The 19650-nt window shown below is 42.1% G+C and carries 17 protein-coding genes; 13 read left to right on the plus strand and 4 right to left on the minus strand.

The genetic code is table 11. The annotated features are described in order from the left end of the window. The first annotated feature begins 35 nt into the window (after positions 1 to 35). From NSU15_RS03255 to corA, 6 genes are all read left to right on the plus strand, one after another. Positions 36 to 812, plus strand: a complete 777-nt coding sequence (locus NSU15_RS03255) for a class III extradiol ring-cleavage dioxygenase (protein ID WP_042124054.1) — start codon at positions 36 to 38, stop codon at positions 810 to 812. 144 nt (positions 813 to 956) lie between these two features. Beyond that, complete coding sequence (locus NSU15_RS03260) at positions 957 to 2054, plus strand: DUF3048 domain-containing protein (RefSeq protein WP_339289130.1); 1098 nt, start codon at positions 957 to 959, stop codon at positions 2052 to 2054. A gap of 202 nt (positions 2055 to 2256) precedes the next feature. Beyond that, positions 2257 to 2874, plus strand: coding sequence for a DUF47 family protein (locus tag NSU15_RS03265; protein WP_042184774.1), 618 nt, complete (start codon positions 2257 to 2259; stop codon positions 2872 to 2874). A gap of 13 nt (positions 2875 to 2887) precedes the next feature. Next, complete coding sequence (locus tag NSU15_RS03270; RefSeq protein WP_042184776.1) at positions 2888 to 3880, plus strand: inorganic phosphate transporter; 993 nt, start codon at positions 2888 to 2890, stop codon at positions 3878 to 3880. A 53-nt stretch (positions 3881 to 3933) separates the two neighbouring features. Next, positions 3934 to 4428 (plus strand): hypothetical protein, encoded by a 495-nt coding sequence (locus tag NSU15_RS03275; protein WP_339289132.1) that lies wholly within the window; start codon positions 3934 to 3936, stop codon positions 4426 to 4428. Positions 4429 to 4658: 230 nt separating this feature from the next. After that, positions 4659 to 5618: a magnesium/cobalt transporter CorA gene (corA, locus tag NSU15_RS03280; protein ID WP_339289134.1), complete on the plus strand. Its 960-nt coding sequence runs from the start codon at positions 4659 to 4661 to the stop codon at positions 5616 to 5618. A 105-nt stretch (positions 5619 to 5723) separates the two neighbouring features. Here the strand turns inward: corA and NSU15_RS03285 are convergent, their stop codons facing one another. Continuing rightward, a complete protein-coding gene (locus NSU15_RS03285) occupies positions 5724 to 6293 on the minus strand; it encodes a hypothetical protein (protein ID WP_076120156.1) in 570 nt (189 codons plus the stop codon). Between the two features lie 360 nt (positions 6294 to 6653). Between NSU15_RS03285 and NSU15_RS03290 the strand changes: the two genes are divergently transcribed. The 4 genes from NSU15_RS03290 to rlmD all read left to right on the plus strand — a co-directional run bounded on the left by NSU15_RS03290 (position 6654) and on the right by rlmD (position 10457). Then, positions 6654 to 6944 carry a YerC/YecD family TrpR-related protein gene (locus NSU15_RS03290; protein WP_019913624.1) on the plus strand — a complete coding sequence of 97 codons (291 nt, stop codon included), beginning with the start codon at positions 6654 to 6656 and terminating at the stop codon, positions 6942 to 6944. A 3-nt stretch (positions 6945 to 6947) separates the two neighbouring features. Further along, positions 6948 to 7715: a CbiX/SirB N-terminal domain-containing protein gene (locus NSU15_RS03295; protein WP_339289137.1), complete on the plus strand. Its 768-nt coding sequence runs from the start codon at positions 6948 to 6950 to the stop codon at positions 7713 to 7715. Between the two features lie 232 nt (positions 7716 to 7947). Next, positions 7948 to 8838, plus strand: coding sequence for a diacylglycerol kinase (locus NSU15_RS03300; protein ID WP_042124069.1), 891 nt, complete (start codon positions 7948 to 7950; stop codon positions 8836 to 8838). Positions 8839 to 8978: 140 nt separating this feature from the next. Continuing rightward, positions 8979 to 10457 (plus strand): 23S rRNA (uracil(1939)-C(5))-methyltransferase RlmD, encoded by a 1479-nt coding sequence (gene rlmD / locus NSU15_RS03305; protein ID WP_339289139.1) that lies wholly within the window; start codon positions 8979 to 8981, stop codon positions 10455 to 10457. 3 nt (positions 10458 to 10460) lie between these two features. On the opposite strand, the gene NSU15_RS03310 is transcribed toward rlmD, so the two are convergent. Next, complete coding sequence (locus NSU15_RS03310) at positions 10461 to 11978, minus strand: recombinase family protein (RefSeq protein WP_339289141.1); 1518 nt, start codon at positions 11976 to 11978, stop codon at positions 10461 to 10463. A 147-nt stretch (positions 11979 to 12125) separates the two neighbouring features. Here NSU15_RS03310 and NSU15_RS03315 point away from each other — a divergent pair, with 147 nt between their 5' ends. Together NSU15_RS03315 and NSU15_RS03320 are read left to right on the plus strand one after the other, a co-directional pair. Continuing rightward, positions 12126 to 12275 (plus strand): hypothetical protein, encoded by a 150-nt coding sequence (locus NSU15_RS03315; RefSeq protein WP_339289143.1) that lies wholly within the window; start codon positions 12126 to 12128, stop codon positions 12273 to 12275. Between the two features lie 432 nt (positions 12276 to 12707). Then, entirely contained in the window at positions 12708 to 15608 is a 2901-nt protein-coding gene (locus NSU15_RS03320; RefSeq protein ID WP_339289145.1) for a hypothetical protein, read from the plus strand. A 429-nt stretch (positions 15609 to 16037) separates the two neighbouring features. Here the strand turns inward: NSU15_RS03320 and NSU15_RS03325 are convergent, their stop codons facing one another. Further along, positions 16038 to 16274: a hypothetical protein gene (locus NSU15_RS03325; protein WP_339289147.1), complete on the minus strand. Its 237-nt coding sequence runs from the start codon at positions 16272 to 16274 to the stop codon at positions 16038 to 16040. Between the two features lie 857 nt (positions 16275 to 17131). Next, positions 17132 to 17743, minus strand: a complete 612-nt coding sequence (locus NSU15_RS03330; protein ID WP_339289149.1) for a hypothetical protein — start codon at positions 17741 to 17743, stop codon at positions 17132 to 17134. A 449-nt stretch (positions 17744 to 18192) separates the two neighbouring features. Between NSU15_RS03330 and NSU15_RS03335 the strand changes: the two genes are divergently transcribed. After that, positions 18193 to 19632 carry a hypothetical protein gene (locus tag NSU15_RS03335; protein ID WP_339289151.1) on the plus strand — a complete coding sequence of 480 codons (1440 nt, stop codon included), beginning with the start codon at positions 18193 to 18195 and terminating at the stop codon, positions 19630 to 19632. Positions 19633 to 19650: the final 18 nt, after the last annotated feature.

Here is a 19650-nt window from a genome sequence, read left to right on the forward strand (position 1 = left end):
CACACCATATACTGGGTTATGGAGGTTGGCATCCTATGAAATTACCGTCATTTTTTATCGCGCACGGTTCTCCGCTCCTCGCACTGGAGGATAACGAGTATACCCGTTTTCTGGAGCGGCTTGGTCAAGAACTAGAAGCACCACGGGGTATAGTAGTATTCTCAGCGCACTGGGATAGCCCGGAACAGCTACTCACCATTGATGAGAAGCACGAGACTCAACATGACTTCTACGGATTCCCTGAAGAAATGTACACACTGACCTATCCAGCCCCGGGTGATCCAGCTCTGACCAAGCGGATTTCCGAGCTCTTTAAGGGTAACAATCTTTCACATCAGCCCGTTCTGGGGCGAGGACTCGATCACGGAGTCTGGGTAATACTGAAAAAAATGTTTCCGAAAGCCGATATTCCGGTAGTCGCTTTATCCGTCGATTCACTACGTTCTCCGAAGGAACAGTACAATATCGGGCGGATGTTAGCCCCTCTGCGTGACGAAGGCATACTGCTGATAGGAAGCGGTGGACTTGTTCACAATTTGCGGATGCTAAATGAAAGTGATCAGCCTGAAGAGTGGGCGCTTGAATTCGATGCGTGGATTGCCAAGGGTTTAGAATCTTGGGATTTGCCTTCACTGTTTGCTTATGAGAAAAAAGCTCCACATGTTCGAGATGCGGTTCCATCTTACGGAAGAGAGCATTTTGCACCTCTCTTTTATGCGATGGGAACAGCGGATGGCAGCAGGAAGGCAGAGCGGATATTTCAAGCGTATCAATATGGGACATTAAGCCTTAATTGCTGGAAGCTAGACTAAACGGATAAGATACATGCAGGGCACAGCCGGAAATCGGCTGTGCCCTTTTTTAATGCAAGCGGATCAAGACAAATGGGACTGGCTGTGATTAAATGGAAGAAACCAGTTAAGATACATAAAATGTTTAGGAGGAACTACAAGCTTATGAAAGTAAACTGCTCTTCTTCCCGTCTGTTATCTGCCATTGTACTGAGTACCCTATTGCTCTCCGCTTGCGGAACAGAGAGTGCAAATAATGTAATTGCCCCGACACAGCAACCTACCTCAGATCCCGCACCTATTGAAACGATCCAGCCAACACCTACTGTGGATCCCTCTGCTGAACTCATCTCCGGATTAACAGGCCTGCCGGTTTCTGAAGACAGTCTCCCACGCCCCTTGGCCGTTATGATAAATAATGCTCCAGCGGCCCGGCCGCAGTCGGGGGTGAGCGAAGCAGATATTTTATATGAGATCCTTGCTGAAGGTGGCATAACGCGGTTGATTGGTATTTTTCAAAGTCATACTGGAGTAGTGAAAATCGGCCCGATTCGCAGTATCCGTCCCTATCTGCTCGATATTGGCGAGAGCTACGGTGGTGTGACGGTGCATGCCGGAGGGAGTCCTGCGGCTTATGCCATTTTGCAAAAAGAGAAAAAGGCGGATATGGATGAGATCGGTCGTGCCGGAGCTTATTTCTGGCGGGACAAAACACGTAAGGCCCCTCATAATCTGTACAGTAACGCAGCGAAGCTGCGAGAAGGCGCCGAGAAGCTTGGTTATGAAACAAGTGTGAAGGTGCCGGGGTATCTTTTTAACAATCCAGATTACATACCGACAGGCGGAGAACAAGCCGCTGAGTTTAGCGTAAACTTCTTACTTAAAAGCTATAAAATTGACTATAAATATGATACTCAGCTTCAGACCTATCAGCGTTACGTGAATGGTAAACCACATTTGGATCTGAATAACAATAAGCCAGTAGAAGCTGCAAATGTGATGGTGATGGGTTCCGATCATAAAGTACTTGATGATGTTGGAAGACTTCAGGTTGACGTGGAGCTTGGTGGAGAAGCGCTGCTCTTTCAGCGGGGACAGGTCACAAAGGGCAGATGGTCGCGTGAGCCAGGTGATGTGATTCGGTTTGTGAAGGATGGTAAAGAAGAGCTAATGTATCCAGGAATCACCCATATTTTGGTCGTCCCTAATGCACCTTCATTTAGCAGTCATGTGGTATATGGTGGAGCAGATAGTGCAACCTAAGAAAGTCGGAATATCCAGTGATATACAGATTTGTGTTCGGAATTATGGGTAAGTGTTAATAGAGTGTAAAAAAGTTCATTTCTATAGCTTCTATACCTTCTACGGATATGTTAAGATAACAAGGGTTGTCATTCATTTTCATGCTTTTTACATATGGGTGACTCTGTACTCACGGTAATATTATGTAAAGGGGTTTAAAACAATGAAGTTGAGAAAAAAGGACATATTCTTTGAGACGCTGGAAAATATGGCGGATACCATTGTCCAAGCTGCAGATTATTTTGCTCAGAATATCACTGATCTCCAGAATAATGTCGATAGTTTCGCTGCAGAGATGAAGAAGTACGAATCCCAATGTGATACTTACACGCACACCGTAATTAAGGAATTGAACAAGACGTTCATTACGCCACTTGAGCGTGACGACATTATGGACTTGATTACAAGCATGGATGATGTCATTGATGGCTTGGAGGCATCTGCCTCACGTTTCTATATGTACAACCTTCTTGACCCGGATGAATACATTGTACAATTCGCCGAAATCCTTCGTCAGTGTGCTTATGAAATCCAAAAAGCGGTTCATTTGCTTTCCCAGAAGAAGCTGCTGGCCATTCGTGAATATACGATCCGTTTGAATGACCTTGAGAATCAAGGGGACGAAGTCCTTCGTATTTGTACCAAAGCTCTATTTGAAACCGTTAAGGACCCGATTGAGCTGATTAAGCGCAAGGAATTATATGAGCGACTCGAGACCACTACAGATAAATGTGAAGATGTAGCCAACATGTTGGAATCGATCATCATGCGCAACTCATAAGGGGTACTAGAATATGGAAACATCGATATGGATTCTTGGAATTGTTATATTTCTCGCGCTTGCGTTTGACTTTATTAATGGTTTCCATGATACGGCCAACGCGATTGCTACCTCTGTCTCTACACGTGCGTTAAAACCTCGAACAGCTATTATTATGGCGGCACTGATGAACTTTGTCGGAGCTTTGATGTTTACAGGTGTAGCTAAGAAAATTGGCGGAAGTATCACAGACCCCACGTTGCTGGAAAATGGTCTGGATATCATAATAGCCACGCTGATTGCTGCGATTATTTGGAATTTGATCACCTGGTGGCTCGGAATTCCGTCCTCCTCCTCTCATGCACTGATCGGCGCTTTGGCTGGTGCAGTATATGTGGGTGCAGGTTCGTCACATATTAACTGGGGCGGATTTGTGGAAATTGTCGAGGGCTTGATCTTCTCGCCAATTATTGCATTTGTTATCGGTTATATCATCATGACAGTCCTGAAATGGATTTTTGCAAAGCGTAGTCCACATACGGTTAATAAGGGCTTCCGTTCCATGCAGGTTGTGACGGCGGCATTACAGTCGTTTACTCATGGTACGAATGATGCGCAGAAGGCGATGGGGATCATTACCTTTGCCCTCGTTACATCAGGACGCCAAGAGACTATGGATGTAATCCCTCTATGGGTTAAGGTTGCTGCGGCTACGGCTATGGCACTCGGTACCTCCATTGGTGGTTGGAAGATTATCAAGACCATGGGTACGAAGATTTTCAAAATCGAGCCGATCAACGGCTTCGCGGCTGATATTTCCGCGGCTTCCGTTATTTTCTCGGCAACACTGCTGCATTTGCCAGTCAGCTCCACACATGCGATTACTTCAGCAATCCTGGGTGTTGGCTCCGCAAAACGCTTCTCTGCCGTGAAATGGGGAGTAGCTGGACGTATTGTAGTTACTTGGTTTATTACGATTCCAATCAGTGCGGTATTAGCCGGTCTGATTTTCAAAATCATTTTTTAAATCCCTTTAATAAAAAGATGTCAGTTAGCCTTTGGCTGCGGACATCTTTTTTGTTGTGTGGGGTGGTGGGAAGAAGGAAGGAAGGAAGGAAGGAAGGAAGGAAGGAAAGAAAGACAGGCAGACAGACAGACAGACTCTCTAGCTCCAGCGTTCGACATTTCCTCCTCCAAGAGGAGAAAGGTATTAATCCCGTAGATAATATGGGAATTGGCAAGATGGTGCCGAATGAGCAGAAAGAGGTACATAAATGCACCATAATTGACGGAATAGCGTTGAATGAGCAGAAAGAGGTGTATAAATGCACCATAATTGACGGAATAGCGTCGAATGAGCAGAAAGAGGTGTATAAATACACCATAATTGGTGAAATAGCATCGAAGGAGCGGAAAGAGGTGTATAAATGCACCATAATTGGCGAAATAGCGTTGAAGGAGCAGAAAGAGGTGTATAAATGCACCATAATTGACAGAATAGCATCGAATGAGCGGAAAGAGGTGCATAAATGTTCCAGTTTGCAGAGTCGAGCTTATCCAGATGAAAGTGAGTAAAAATGGGATAAGCTGCTTATGAGCGGATGTCTGGCGTAGCTTTTTATGCATCTGTCGAATCTAGTCGGAGGGTTAGAATTTAAAAAAACTAATTATTAAACAAATCAATCGCTATGATTTGATTAAGTTCGATGGCAACCCAACTTAATTTTGTTTTTCGATGTTTTTGGAAGACTCCTCGTCTTGCGGTACAATAGATGCGTGGAAGAAGATGAAGCGGAGGAACATTTATGATACGTACACTTGCGGTGACGCATACAGGTGAGGTGCTGACAGATATACCTCTGCAGGATATACGGCGAGAGGATTATGCATGGATATGGGCAGACTTTGCTACACCTACGGTGGAAGAGACGCTGCTGCTGGATCACTATTTTCATTTCCATCCGTTGGCGATAGAGGATTGTATGCATGTGTTGCAGCGGCCGAAGCTGGATCATTATGAGGAAGTGCAGTTTTTTGTGCTGCATGCGCTGAACGAAGAGACGCTGGATGCTGAGGAGATTGACCTTTTTTTGAGCGCAGATTACCTCGTATCCTATCATCATCAGGAAAAAACAGAGATGAATGAAGCCTGGGAGCAGGTGAAGCGTGAAATACATAGTCGTAAAGGCTGGTCGGGTGGACCGATGGCGGCTGCATATACAGTCATGGACAAGCTGGTAGATAAGTATTTTCCATGCCTCTACAGTTTAGAGGACGAGCTTGCGGATCTGGAGAGCAGTGGCGGCAGTGAGTCAGTGGAGGATTTAATGAGCCAAGTGTTTGGCTTGCGCGGGAGGCTGCTCAAAATGCGGCGGACGATTGTGCCGATGCGCGATTTGATGTACCGGATTGTGAATTCGCAGCATGTCCAGAGTAACGGCGAGGAACGGATTTATTTTGGCGATATCTACGATCACTTGTTAAAACTGTCCGATATGATTGAGGCTGATCGAGAAATGACCGCGGATTTACGTGATAGCTACATTTCCCTTAATTCTAACCGGATGAATTCGATCATGAAAACACTAACTGTAATCACCACCGTATTCATGCCGCTGACGCTGATTGCCGGAATCTACGGAATGAACTTTGTAGTGATGCCTGAACTTGAATGGAAGTATGGGTATTTTGGCGTTCTGCTGTTTATGCTGGTGGTGGGCGTTGGTATGTTCAGATGGTTCCGGCGAAGTGGATGGTTTAAGTAAAAATAAAAGAAACGATACAGCAAGTCTCTTCCCCTGAGAAATGCTGTTTGTCAGATTATAGTGCCTATCCGGTAATGGCCGTAGGCACACCAGAAAACGTCACCGCTATTTGCGGCGACGTTTTCCAGTAGAGGGAGTTGAGCGCCGGCGTGTGGTTGTGGACGATTTGCGACGTTGAGAAGTAGAGCGTCTTTTTTTGCGTCGACTCGGGCTGAACAGTGCGGCATCCTCTTCGGCTGCCAGGGCGCCTGCTGCTCCTTTTCCTTTGCCGAAGCTACCCATGAAGAGTTTAACCATTGGGGCCATCTGCTGGAAGCCGGACATCACCTTCTGTACTTTACCCATGGAGTTTACGATCCCGTCAATGCCGCCCATTCGGTCGATAATGCCTTTTATTTGGTCCATATTCCCACCAATTCCGCCACCGCCTCCTAAACCGCCTAAGCCGCTTAGTAGTCCGGCAAGTCCGCCGCTAGCTTTCGTTGTGGCTTCGGCAGCAGGAAGCGCTAGCGCCGTTTCAGCGGCAGCTTCTGCTCCTAAAGCGGGAAGGATTCCGCTATCTGCTGGGAGGGATGAAGGCGCGTATGGACTGAGGCCGGGATAGGCAGAGGCATTATACGAATCGCTCAGCGAACGCTGATTCCGGCGGGAATGATTATAGTAATGATCAGGCATAATATCACATTCCTTTGTTAGTGGTTTGCTATACTGTATGTCATGGGCGAACATACGGTATAGACGAATGCCCGGGTTCTCGGGATAGGAGCGGAAAAGGGCGAATGCCTATAATCGTCCTAAAGAAGTGAAAAAAGCGTGTACATGCTTGATTTTCGGCGCTTATGTAGTACTATAGGGTAGGTGCTATTTCTTATGTGGGAAGAAATGAAAATAGTTTAGTACATAATTAGTGTGCGCCAGGGGTGGACGTTTGTCCATCGATTTCACTCTTTACAGCGTGAAATCGTTAATGCTTGAAAAATGCGCTCCAGTGCAATATAGTAGAGCAAGAAAGACACATTAGGGGATGATGATCTTATGCAGCTGAAGAAGCTAAACGATAAAAGTATCGACCAATTATTTGAAGCTATTTTAACATTGAAAAATATGGAAGAATGTTACGTATTCTTTGATGATCTGTGCACTGTGAACGAGATTCAATCGCTGTCGCAGCGACTGGAAGTAGCGCGTATGCTCGGCAAAGGTTCGACTTACAACCAGATCGAAGCAGAGACGGGTGCAAGCACAGCTACGATTTCCCGTGTGAAACGTTGCCTGAACTACGGCAATGATGGATATAAATTAACATTGGAACGTTTGGGACGCTAATTTATGGTACCGGGCGTACTTATTATCAGTCATGGCTCTCGCGACGAGGCTTGGGTGTCGATCGTGGAGGAAGCCGTAAGTGGATTATCGCTAGGTGAAAAGATTCCTGTGGTGGTCTCTTTTTTAGAGCTGGTAGAGGACCGTCTGATTCAAGATGGAATAAATGAGCTGGAACACGCAGGGATCACAGATATTATTGTGATCCCATTGTTCGTTTCCTCGGGAAGCACACATGTCGATGAGATAGAATATGCACTAGGCGCCAAACCTGAGCCTGAACGTGAGACGGATTTAGCACTGTTCTCAGTGAAGGCTAGAGTTCACTATGGTTATCCTATCGACGATGACCCGGACATCGCTGTAATGATCTGGGACAAGTTACGTGTGCTGTCTACGGAACCAGCGCGTGAAACAATTCTACTCGTGGGTCATGGCAGCATCTATGATGGCTTCCGGCAACGCTGGCAGCAGGGGATATCTTCGCTGGCGGAGCGTGTACGTGAGGTAAGTGGTGTAGCGGCGGCCGACTATGGTCTGCTGAGTCCGGACAGTGTACGAAGCAAAGTGGAGTATTGGCAGGAGCAGGGTCACGAGGTGCTGGTGGCACCGCTTTTTTTGAGTGAAGGGTATTTCACTAAGCATGTGGTTCCGAATAGACTTAAAGGGTTAACCTATAAGTATTCTGGTCAAACGCTTCTTCCGCACCCTCTTCTTCCGCATTGGATTGAGAGACAGGTAGAGACACTCCTCGAACAGATTCGAAGTAAATGATAAAGCAATTCACCCTGAACACACTTAATCATGAAAAATAGTGCCCACATCCGTGGATAATACGGGATATGTTGCATATACATATAAATATATTTTTTTGTCAGATGAAGTGTCATGAATTGCTGTATAATGGAATATTTGCATGAAAGGGCCTTTAACATTGATTGTAGTGGTCCGAATTAGGTATAATCAATTAGGTTATTCTATTATAAAAACAGGTGGCGTTCCGGTAATGAAAACTGCGAGATTGATTTATAATCCCACTTCTGGACGGGAAGAGATGAAGAAGCGGCTCGCCGATATTTTGGACCGGCTGGATATGGGTGGCATTGAGGCCTCCTGCCATGCAACAACCGGAGAAGGCGATGCTATGTTAGCTGCTGCAGATGCAGTAGAACGCGGTTATGATTTGATCATAGCAGCCGGTGGCGATGGCACTTTAAATGAGGTTATTAATGGTATGGCGGAGAAGCCTAATCTTCCCCCACTCGGCGTTTTGCCGCTTGGTACTACCAATGATTTTGCACGTGCAATGGGGATCCCGAAGAACTGGGAAGATTCCTGTGATCTGATCATTCGCCAAGAGACACGTCCGATTGATATCGGTAAGGCAAATGACCGTTATTTTATTAATATTGCAGGCGGCGGTAGTCTAACCGAACTGACCTATGAAGTTCCTAGTAAGCTGAAGACCATGATAGGGCAGCTTGCGTACTATTTAAAAGGTATTGAAAAAATGGTCAGCCTCTCTCCTCAGGAACTAATCATTCGTGCTAATGGTCAAGAAGTCATTCATGATGAGTTCATGCTGTTCCTGATTGCTAACACGAATTCTGTTGGTGGCTTTGAAAAGCTTGCTCCCGGCGCTCGTATCGATGATGGTCTGTTAGATGTTATTGCGGTTAAAAAATGCAACCTAGCGGAGTTTGTCCGTTTGGTCAGATTAGCCCTTCGCGGCGAGCATTTGAACGATAAGAAGGTTATATACTTCCGTACGGATGCGATGGATGTAATCTCTCCAGGGCATGTCCAATTGAATTTGGACGGCGAGCTAGGCGGAGAACTGCCAGGGCGATTCCGGATTTTGCCACAGCATTTGCGAATTTTTGCTGAGAATAACTAAGGGTCCATGGACAGATATTTTAGGTATATATAGCGATGATCTTTGATCGAAGACACTGTGAGATTACAGCGATGATAATGATCGAAGACATTTAATTGGGTTTATACAGCGATGATAATGAAAGAAGTGAACAATAAATAATGAGTAAACACCGCAGTGGACGCAGCACCAGCCGCCCAGTCGGCAAGGCGCCTGTCGCCGGACTGCCTGTGAATAAAAATGATGAGGTTATGCTCGATATCATCGGCATGACCCATGAAGGTGAAGGGGTAGGCCGCGTTGAAGGCTTTACCCTTTTTGTGCAGGGAGCCCTTCCCGGGGAGAAGGTCCGGGCAAAGGTGCTCAAGACTAAGAAGCAGTATGGCTACGCCAAGCTGCTGAATTTAGTAGAGGCGAGCAGCGCCCGCATTGCGGCGCCTTGCGAGATCTATGACCAATGCGGCGGCTGCCAGCTGCAGCATATGGACTACACCGCGCAGCTGGCGTGGAAACGGCAGCTGGTGGTGGACAACCTGGAGCGGATTGGGAAGCTCCGGGTGAGCGGTGTGGCTGCTGTCGGGGACGCTGAGGCGGCTCAGACAGAGGGCATTCTCGTCCGCCCAACACTGGGCATGGACGAGCCTTGGCGGTACCGCAACAAAGCTCAGGTGCCAATTGGCGTAACGGAAGGCGGACTTGTGGGTGGTTTCTACGCGCGCGGCAGTCACCGCATCATCGATATGGAAACATGCTTAATTCAGCATGAAGATAATGATGACGTTGTACGCAAGGTGAAAGATATCGGACGCAAGCTTCGCATTACTGCTTACGACGAAGAATCTGGCAAAGGCTTACTGCGTCATGTCGTAGTAAAGAAAGCCTTCCGTACTGGTGAGATGATGGTTGTCCTTGTTACTAACGGTGACCGTATTCCGAATGTTGACGAATGGATAGCAGAGATCCGCCGCGAAACCCCAGCCGTAACAAGCATCTGCCAGAACGTGAATACTAAGCAGACAAACGTAATCTTTGGAGATACAACCCGTACCCTTTGGGGGAACGATGTTATTTACGATTATATCGGCGATGTGAAATTCGCGATTTCTGCCCGTTCTTTTTATCAGGTTAACCCGGCACAAACCGAGGTCCTCTATGGTAAGACGGTGGAATATGCTGGGCTTACGGGTAACGAGACTGTTATAGATGCTTATTGTGGGATCGGTACGATTTCATTGTTCCTTGCACAGCATGCTAAGCAGGTCTACGGTGTAGAAATCGTACGCGAAGCGATTGAGGATGCGCGGTCGAATGCCACTTTGAATGGTATGGATAATGTAGTGTTTGAGGTAGGCGCATCTGAGGATGTAATCCCTAACTGGAAAGAGCAGGGGATTACGGCAGATGTTATCGTGGTTGATCCTCCGCGTAAGGGCTGCGATCCACGACTTTTGGAGACGATTCTGGCGATGAAGCCGGAACGAGTGGTGTATGTATCGTGTAATCCATCGACACTGGCAAGGGACTTGCGGGTGCTCGAGGATGGTGGATATAAGACAGTGGAGGTAACTCCGGTGGATATGTTCCCGCATACGGTGCATGTGGAGTGTACAGTGTGGCTAAAATGGATGGGACAGGATTAATTTCTATGCCCCATGTATAAGTTTTGGATGAGCGATATTGTAATGTATTTTTATGTTTCCATCACTGAAGACTTCAATCTTCTGAATGAGCTTCATGACAATTTGCTTGAGTATCCGCTCATCCTCGAAATCGATATGAAGCAACTTCTTTACTTGTTTTTCAAAGACTTGGATGTTTGTATCCAGGTCTTTTTCGTTTTTTACCTGCGTCATCAGTTCAGCCTTACGTTCAGAAAGCAAGGCGTTCTCATTTCGAACCAGAGTATTTTGAGTTCGCCATTCCTCTTGTAGTAGCTCCCCCTCATTCAGGAGATCAAGTAACCTGCTCTGTTTCTTTGCTAGTAGAGAGAGTTTACTTTCAACTTTCCGTAATTCTTTGTCGTGGTTGTCAGAAGTATATCCTGATTCCTTTTTGAATATCTCAACGAGCTTATGGGTATTAATCTGGTTACCTGAAGTCAACAACTTCAGATGCTGTTTCACCTTCGACAGCAGATCGTCTGCCTTCACATAGTGAGAGCTACAGTACTTCTTTCCATATTTTCCGTATTTCCCGCACGTATATCCGCCCCTGTCCTTTTTAAAATGCATTCCCATTCCGCAATCGGCACATACGGCGATGTGTGCAAAAAGGCTCTCTTGACCATTACTTCGACGTTCCCCTTTTAGTTTCAACTTCATCTGCGCTTCGTGAAACTCTTCCATAGAGATAAGGGAGGGGTGTGTATTAGGGACAACAGTCTGCTGCTCTGCGGGTATCTCCTTGCGTTGATTAGTTCGTAGACTGATAGTCTCCGTCCTATTCTGCACCATGTTTCCTGTATAGAGGGGGTTGGTGAGAATAAGTTTTATTGTACTTTGTTGCCAAAGAACTCCTGCATTTTTAGCCCCCACTACTGCCCTCGGTGTTGGTATACCCGCATTATTTAAGTATCTCGACAACTTATATAACCCCATATTTTCGTAGAGATACAGGCGGAATAACTCCTTTACAATAAGTGAGTATTTCGGGTCAAGCTCTAGTATATTTCCGTTCTTTATATAGCCGAACGGGGGGAGGGAGCCGTTGAATTTGCCTTTGGCTGCTTTTTCACGCCTACCGAATTTTACTCGTTTCGAAGTAGCTTCACTTTCTTGTTGGGCGACAGACAAGTGGATTGAGAACATCAACTCTCCATCGGCGGTTCTAGTATCGATGTTTTGCTCTATAAATATCATTCCAATCCCGAGGCTGTCCAATTCGCGTTTTATGTTGATTCCATCTTGAATGTCGCGGGCGAATCGGGAAATGGACTTGAACAATACATATTCAAAATTTTTGGCCCTAGCATCCCTTAGTAGACGCTGTAGATCGCTTCGGCCCTTAATACTCGTTCCGCTGACACCTTCATCTTTATAGACATCGTAAATCGTACCAGACCTTTCCTCGACATAACGATTGAAGAAAGCGATTTGGTGACCGACACTTTCCTTTTGACTATCATGATCAGTACTTACACGTGCATATATGGCGTATCGCATAGGTGTAGTCCTCCTAAAGAGTTTCTAGTGCCTTATACGATGTGCCCCCGCCAAGAATTTAGTTGAATAAATAATAAATTTTTCTTTGCTCACCTCCTAAACAATAGCAACCCAAGGTCGTATAAAGGGGTGGGGAGGTGAGAAGTTATGAGCATACTTCATGAGTACAATGGCGAACAGAACATTCAGGAAGCCTTGGAAGAACTGTGTAGACTTCTATTAAGATCAGGTCTACTCACTGCTAATGTCGAGATTATCGACAACAGAATAGATGGTCACATTACCTATAGTGAGTAGAATGTTAACGAGACATGAGTTCTTTGCTAGTAAATCAAGTTTACAATTTTCAACTTTGTTTCCTCCTATCCAAATCTGATTTTGCTTTCATAAAGATTAAAAGCACATTCTCGTTGCGTATGGAAGAGTACTAGAGTATGAAATGATCCGATTATAATGATTCTTACCCCACCCAGTACCTAGAAAAGTCGTTACAAATATTGGTGAGATAGGGTGCTTCATTATATACCGGAGAAATTTTTCTGAAGAGTTGTTGCGGAGTTGAGGTTGTGAACTCTTTGTAGCTATTCAGTAAGAAGTATTTAAACAGAAGTGAGGTATTCGGACTCCTATTCTTTCAGATAGGGGACATTCTCTAGTATATATATATTAGAAATTGTCCTCTTTTAGAAATCATGAGTCCACCGCCTTAAAAATAAAAGGGGAATTGAAATGACTAGTTTAATAACAGTACCACGCTTGGATAACCTCGGAGATACTTTGCTATACTTCGCGGCGGGTGATCAACATATACCGATTCTTTTATTAGAGGATTTAAAGAAAGGGAAGCAGTCCAGCACACGTAAGGGTAATGTGTATTTGGGCTGTATAAACCTTTCAATTCCAATTTTAATTGATGAGGTCGAAAATGAAAAACTTGGTATTTGCCTTTATCTGAACGGCAGTTCAAAGGATGAGCAAGTACTTGGCATTCGATGGCATTTTGTTGATATGGATGAAGGTGCTAAACAGGAGCAATGGAGTAGAATACAGAAAGCTAAGCTACAACCTACAATGATCTATGAGGGGCGAGCGGGTTATAAGCTGTTATATAAGATTAAGGAGGCCTATTGGGATATATCTACTCCTGACACTATTGCAAAGTCCATAAGCCATTTTAAGAATGTTCAACAGCAACTCGTGGAATTTTTCGGAGCAGACGGATCGGTAATTAACCCTTCTAATGCCTTACGGTCTCCATTTGCGTCTAATTACAAGGAATATCCAGAACGGGTGGTAACGGAAACCATTGTATTTTTTGACCCACAAAATGAATATTCACAGACCGAAATTATTGAAGCATTCCCGCCCGTTCATAAGAAGCATTTCGTTAGAAAGCCGATATCTTCTAGATATTCAGAGACGGAATTGGAGCAAATTATATCGATGTTTATATCAAATCTCGAAATGGAAGGCAAGGAATTTGTAGACTACGGGGATCGTCTTGCATTCCAATGTCCTGTTCATGGAGATAATAAACCATCAGCATATATGTATAAAGAAAATCTGCTTGTTCACTGTTCTTCTGGGAGTGCGGGTGGAGGCTGTGAAATTGAAAACGGAAAACCGCTCAAGTGGGTGGCCGAAAAGTTAAAATGGGAGGACTTAATTGATGTACTTAATGATATGGAGTCTGTTAAGGAACAGAAGTATCTCGATTTACAGCTTACCGATTTTATAAGACCGCAAGTTGTTCCGCTTGTTGAAGATTTTGGTGCTCAAAGAGACATTGTTATCGGGGTTATGGAACTTATGTCTGCTCAAATGGAACGGCGCAATATTATTTTCGATCCAACGACTCGCCAAGTTATACAAAGTATGACGTATTATACGGCGGTAAATAATGTGAATCCAATCTGCATTCCATTACCTCCTGGAGGCGGCAAGAGTACTTGGCTTCAGACATATCTCAAATATCTACTGAAATATGATTTGTTTAATGCAGGAGCGGTAATTGTTGTCGAACGCATTGAGACTGCAAAGCAAATCGTTGAGGAGCTTGGGTTGTATGAAGTTTTATGGAATTTGGACGCCCCATATTGGAATGAGCGACCTGCTGCCTATGTTATGGAGAGTGCGTTTAGCTCAGAATACTGCGTTAAGGAACCCAAAGAGTATACCTACGGTATTTGTAGAGGGTGTGATGAACGATTCGCCTGTGAAACGTTTAAAAAGTATGATGAACAAAAAAAGTATCCGATTGTTATTCTATCCCATAGCAGATTGGAGATGGAGGGAGAACGTCTGGATACGTACGCTACTTGGTATGATATTAACCGAATTGAACATCCCCGTAGGCTCCTTATTATCGATGAGAAACCACCCCTTGTCACCATCACTCCTTTGACATTGGAGGATATACTACATGTGGAAGGACAAATCCGCAATATGCAGGAGCATCTGAATCAGTTTGATGGAGTTATATCTATTCTAGAGAAAGTAAAAGACCTATTTCACCAGGACGAGGATGATATAAAATGTATTCTTTCAATGGAAAGAGATTTTAGTTTTGACTGTCACCCCATTTGGAACCGTCATTATCATGGAACCAATCCTCAACTTCTGAAGAAGGTTGAATTGCTTATACGGGACGGGGGCAACTGGAGTAGGCAGCCAGATGGTTCTAACACGATTACCGTTTCTAGTATAAATTCACTACAGTTTGACGATTATAACGTAATCATTTTGGATGGAACTGCTGCTACTGATGTTGATTATCAAGTTATGAGGGACAGGATAGATATTTTGGATATCCCAAAGGGGTACCGTACTTATTCAAATGCAACTTTTCACGTTGCTGAGTTATCAACGACCAAGACAAAATTGCGTAAAAATAATGAAATCCTGACTGAGCTTGCTACTCATATTAAGTTGATCTCGTCCGAAAATAAAGTTCTTGTTCTTTGTTATAAGGAGTTTAAAGAGCTATTAAGTGAGTTGCTTTCTGATGAAGTACGAGCGGGGCAGGTTCTTATTAACCATTTTGGTAATGTAAAGGGGTCAAATGAATATCAATTCTGTACAGCTGTAGTACTGGTAAACATCCTTAATAAAGGGGAGCCATATTATGCATCTAAATTCGGCCTTCTTAATGGCAAATCTCCATCTGGTATAATTAATCCTATTAGAGGAGTCAGGAGGAATCATAACCTAGAAGAAGAAAAGATCAAACTGAGTGATCAATTGGTATCCGTTATTCAGGATGCCTCCCGTATAGCCCTCCGAATCAAAGATTTTAATGCTTCTGTTCATGTATACATATGTACGAAAGATCGGGTATTAACCAAGTTAGTGAATGAATACTTCCAGGGAAGCACCTTCGAAAAGTGGAATACTGGTATAGGAAGACCTTTTTGGTACGAAGCTGTTTCACAAGTGTTGAGCGCTCTTTACCCATGTGAGACAATTACTAAATCTGAGATTTGCGAGCTCTTGGGTCTTACAACATCCAGCGGAAAAAGACAGTTTAGGAGAATCCAGGAAAAACCTGAATTTAAGGAATTGCTTCGTTATCATGATATAGTTGAACTAAACACCCGGAAATACGTTAAAGAGATCACCTTAGTAGAGTAATCTCTTAACAATAAAAATATTTAATAGCTGGCTATATTGAAGATAGTTAATTGCAATCGAAAGACACATTCTTCCCCACCCGAAGAATTACTTCCCCCAGTGGTATCCACATCTTATGCAGGTATTAACTTGCTTGTTGCTTCCTAAAAATCCTCCCAATAATCCAGCGCTACCTAATAGTAAACCACCTGCTGCTGCTTTACTCATACTAAACCCTTTTCTTTCTGCGGAGATCTGATTTGATTGGCACTTTGGACATCGTATTTCAGCAGATGAGGAGGGCGGTGAATCAAAATATTGTCGTGGCTGATTTTGAGAATATCTTGTAAACTCACGACTGCTCCGCTGAATTGCTTCTTGCTTTAGTCTACGGTTACGTTCTTGTTGAGTTTCTATTTTTTAGTATTTCGCTTATCTATATAATCGTAATCATTGTTCGTCAGGTGGATAAATCCATTTTCCCTTATGGTGTTCAGAGAATAATTGGATAGCTTTTAACCATTCGTTCTCCTCCATATTCCAAAGGCTAGAGTCTAGATTTCCCTCTCCTTTATAGTGTGAAAGAATATTTTCGATTAATTGTCCAAACCGCATATCCGGCATGGTGTCCCAGCAATTTTTTAATGCATCCATTACTTGTGGAATCCGTTCTATATCCCTCATCATTGAACCCCCTCTTCGGATATTTTACAATTTTAACTGTATTTAGTTTCATTCATTGGTCTTAGATCGGAAAATAATATTCGTGATCAATAGGTTTCATTTACAAGTCTACAATTGATTCACTTCACAGTATGCAGGATGAACCTGTTATCATGTATTTCTTCTATATTAATACCCCCTTATAAGACGATCAAGTTATTCATTGAGGCTTAGATTTGGTTTGGGCTCATAGGACGTAAAAGGAGGGCGGAAGATTATTAATGTGTAAATCTTACTATGTAGTATTATACGACTATGTCCGATCTTATGATTCATTTGGGAAAGGATCTTGCATCTTCATCAGTGTATACCTAGCTCAGACTTTGTGGGAGCTATATTAACCCTTACCTTCAATGAAATAATGACAAAGATTCAGAACAATAATATTTAAGAACAGCAAGGATAAATATCTTTTTTAAGTAAAATAGGAGAAAGAAAAAGGCGAAGTTCTCGGAGAACCGCCTCTTTTTTAGAAATGAAAATCGTATGTTAATGCTTAATTTATACTAGCTTCGTGTTCTTGTTTTGTACAAAATAATGGTTCATGGTGCATTTTATAAGGGAAAATAATGTATGTAAAGATGTACCATAACGCAACAATATCAACAGACTGCACTTTTTTTAATTTCTCGGCTAATCGCATGTATTGGTTTTCTAGCTCGATTATTTGGTAAATGGCCTTTAATTTCTGTTTATACTGCACTTCAGACGGATAAATTGACGTACGGTGCCTCTCGTGAAATCATGTTTTGGGTGTGATAGCTGGATATGATCCAACAGGTTAAAATTCGTGGGTTTCTTAAACCAAGAGAGGTTTAATGTTAAAGATCAATAGTTTTACTTACCCTATTTAGCACTATAGTTCCGATTGTTTTCCGAATAGTCCAATAGTTACCATGTAAATTAAATTTTTTTCCTTCATTGATAGCAAGTCTGGCGGTTCCATCGTGCCAGGGATTACTTGAAACGTTATTAGCAAAGGCTTGACTTGTGTATGTATAGCATATTTCACAAGTGCCAGAATCAGCATCCTTTTTAAAACCTGCTATGTAACTTCTACTTACCATTTGTTCAGTTCTCATTTCAACACTGACACCATTGAAATTTTGGCGTATAAAAATTGTTATTTCAATAGGGTCTGGTGAATTTCCTGTTTCAGGATTAATCCAGCTCGATTGAAGTGTACCCTTCCATGTACCATGGAGGTTAGGAACAAGAACAATAAACGGATTGGTGAATGTAATCAATTTCCATTTCCATATCCATTTTTTAAATGAAAAGTGAAAGGCTATCGTAATTAATGAAGCGGTTGAAGCATTTCTAAATAGGTCTATAAATGAAATTTGAACTAAATCTCTTCCGATAAAGAGAAAACAAAATATTGCAATCCCAACCAATATTAATAATTTGCTATAATTTTCTTGATTATACATTATATTCATCCTCTATTCAAATGATGTAGTTATATGTGTAACAATAAAATCATTTACTTTTGAAGCAGTCCAGCTTCACTTATCACGAAAAAGATAGAGTTGGTCAGAAATTTCATCTTATCCTACACAGATGTTCCTTGCAATTGTTTTGATTAAGATATATCAAAACAATTTACGTATCTTATGTAGGTAGTACTTTTGAGTACATCATTCTAGAGAATCCAAATAATACATTTAAGTTTTGAATGTTATCTATTTCATTTTCGGCAAAATTATAATCCAGTACTCCTTTTTTTATTCAAAATTAAATACATGGATCTTCCAATTTTATAATGGTAGATTAAGGTAGTCAAACGATTTTATTTGAGGTGGATAGTTACAATTATTTGGAAGTGTATGTGATAGCTACTAGAAGTTATACCAGTATTTATCGGAAAGTGGGTAATTAGTTGCTAACTAAAGAAGATAATGAAATTTTCAAGTTAATATTAGAAGAGTATTTTGGATATGAAATAGATATAAACCATAATCCAAATAATGGAATAGTTATTGATGGGGAAGTACCCTCCTTTGTTTTTTCAGCATTTGAGTCGGATTTTCTTCATCCATTGGTCTTGGCTAATGAGTATATTAGTAAATACCTGGAAAATGAGATTAACTATCCTTTGAATCCCCAGTTTATTACTGAACAAATATCATTATCACTTCTTAATTCAGGCGATGACGACGATAATAAAGCTTTATCAGATTTTGTACAGTGTTTAAAAGATATGAGTATTAAGACATATGAATCTAAACCAGCAGAGGTACTTATTGTCTTCTTTCCAAATGATTTGAGTGAAGAAAATAATGAATTTTTCAATGAAATGGGAATTGAATATTTACCCTTTGATTCACATATTAAACTAAGGGATTTATTTGAGCATGATAAATTATCGAGAATAATGCTCAATGGTAATGCTCTTGCGTTGCTTGTTAATAAAGACTATTCTATTATGGGTCTTTTGAGAAAAAAGAACTCTAAAAGTATTAAAGAACTTTTATTAAATGAGTTAAGGAAATATGACTTACAAGCTAGCAAATTAATAATAAAAGAATACTTTAAAGCGGTACTAGAAAAACCTGAAGTTGATGAATCTATTAGAAAGTTTGTCAAAGAAAAGTTAGTATCTCTCGATAATGGTGCGGAAAAGTTGGTTGAAACCCGACCACCTTATGAATTGATATATATCAATAAAAGACGAATCAACTGGTATATGTATTCAGATTACTACCTTTCAATTTATAATGGTAAATGGAAGCTAAAAAACCACCTTTTATTTAAACAATCATTATTTGAGCTATTATTTATGGTACAAGAAAAACATCTTGTACAAATAATTCTCTATGATATAGTCGAACCGGAATCGAATATGTTAGATTACTTTCTTTCCTCTATCGCTAAACTGGCCGAATTTATTAAAGAAATGTCGGAGGATAACACAGGGGCATTATTTATTATTTTGCCAACACGGCATAAAAAATATATTCTCAACAAATCGTTCTCTAAGAGGGGAATAAAGTTTCCTAGGGGCTTTGTTTTGAATCCATCATCAATTCATTTTGAAAATATAATTTTCACTAAAGAAAATAAAACTATGACTGTAAATAATGTTGATACAGATCTTTTTAAACAATTAGCATCTGTAGATGGTGCAGTTATACTGGATTCTCATTTTAATATTCTAACATTCAATAAATTAACTAATTCAAAAGGGACAGATCCTATGGTTCAAGGCGCTAGAACTGCTGCCGCAATTTCAGCGTCAAAATATGGGGTGGCTATAAAGGTCTCTGAGGACGGAGATATAGATATGTATTATAGAGAGAAAAAAATGTTATCAATATAAAAAGAATATCCGACAGTC

Origin of the sequence: Paenibacillus sp. FSL E2-0201 (assembly GCF_037963325.1) — a bacterium.
In the GTDB taxonomy this organism is placed as follows: Bacteria; Bacillota; Bacilli; order Paenibacillales; family Paenibacillaceae; genus Paenibacillus_AQ.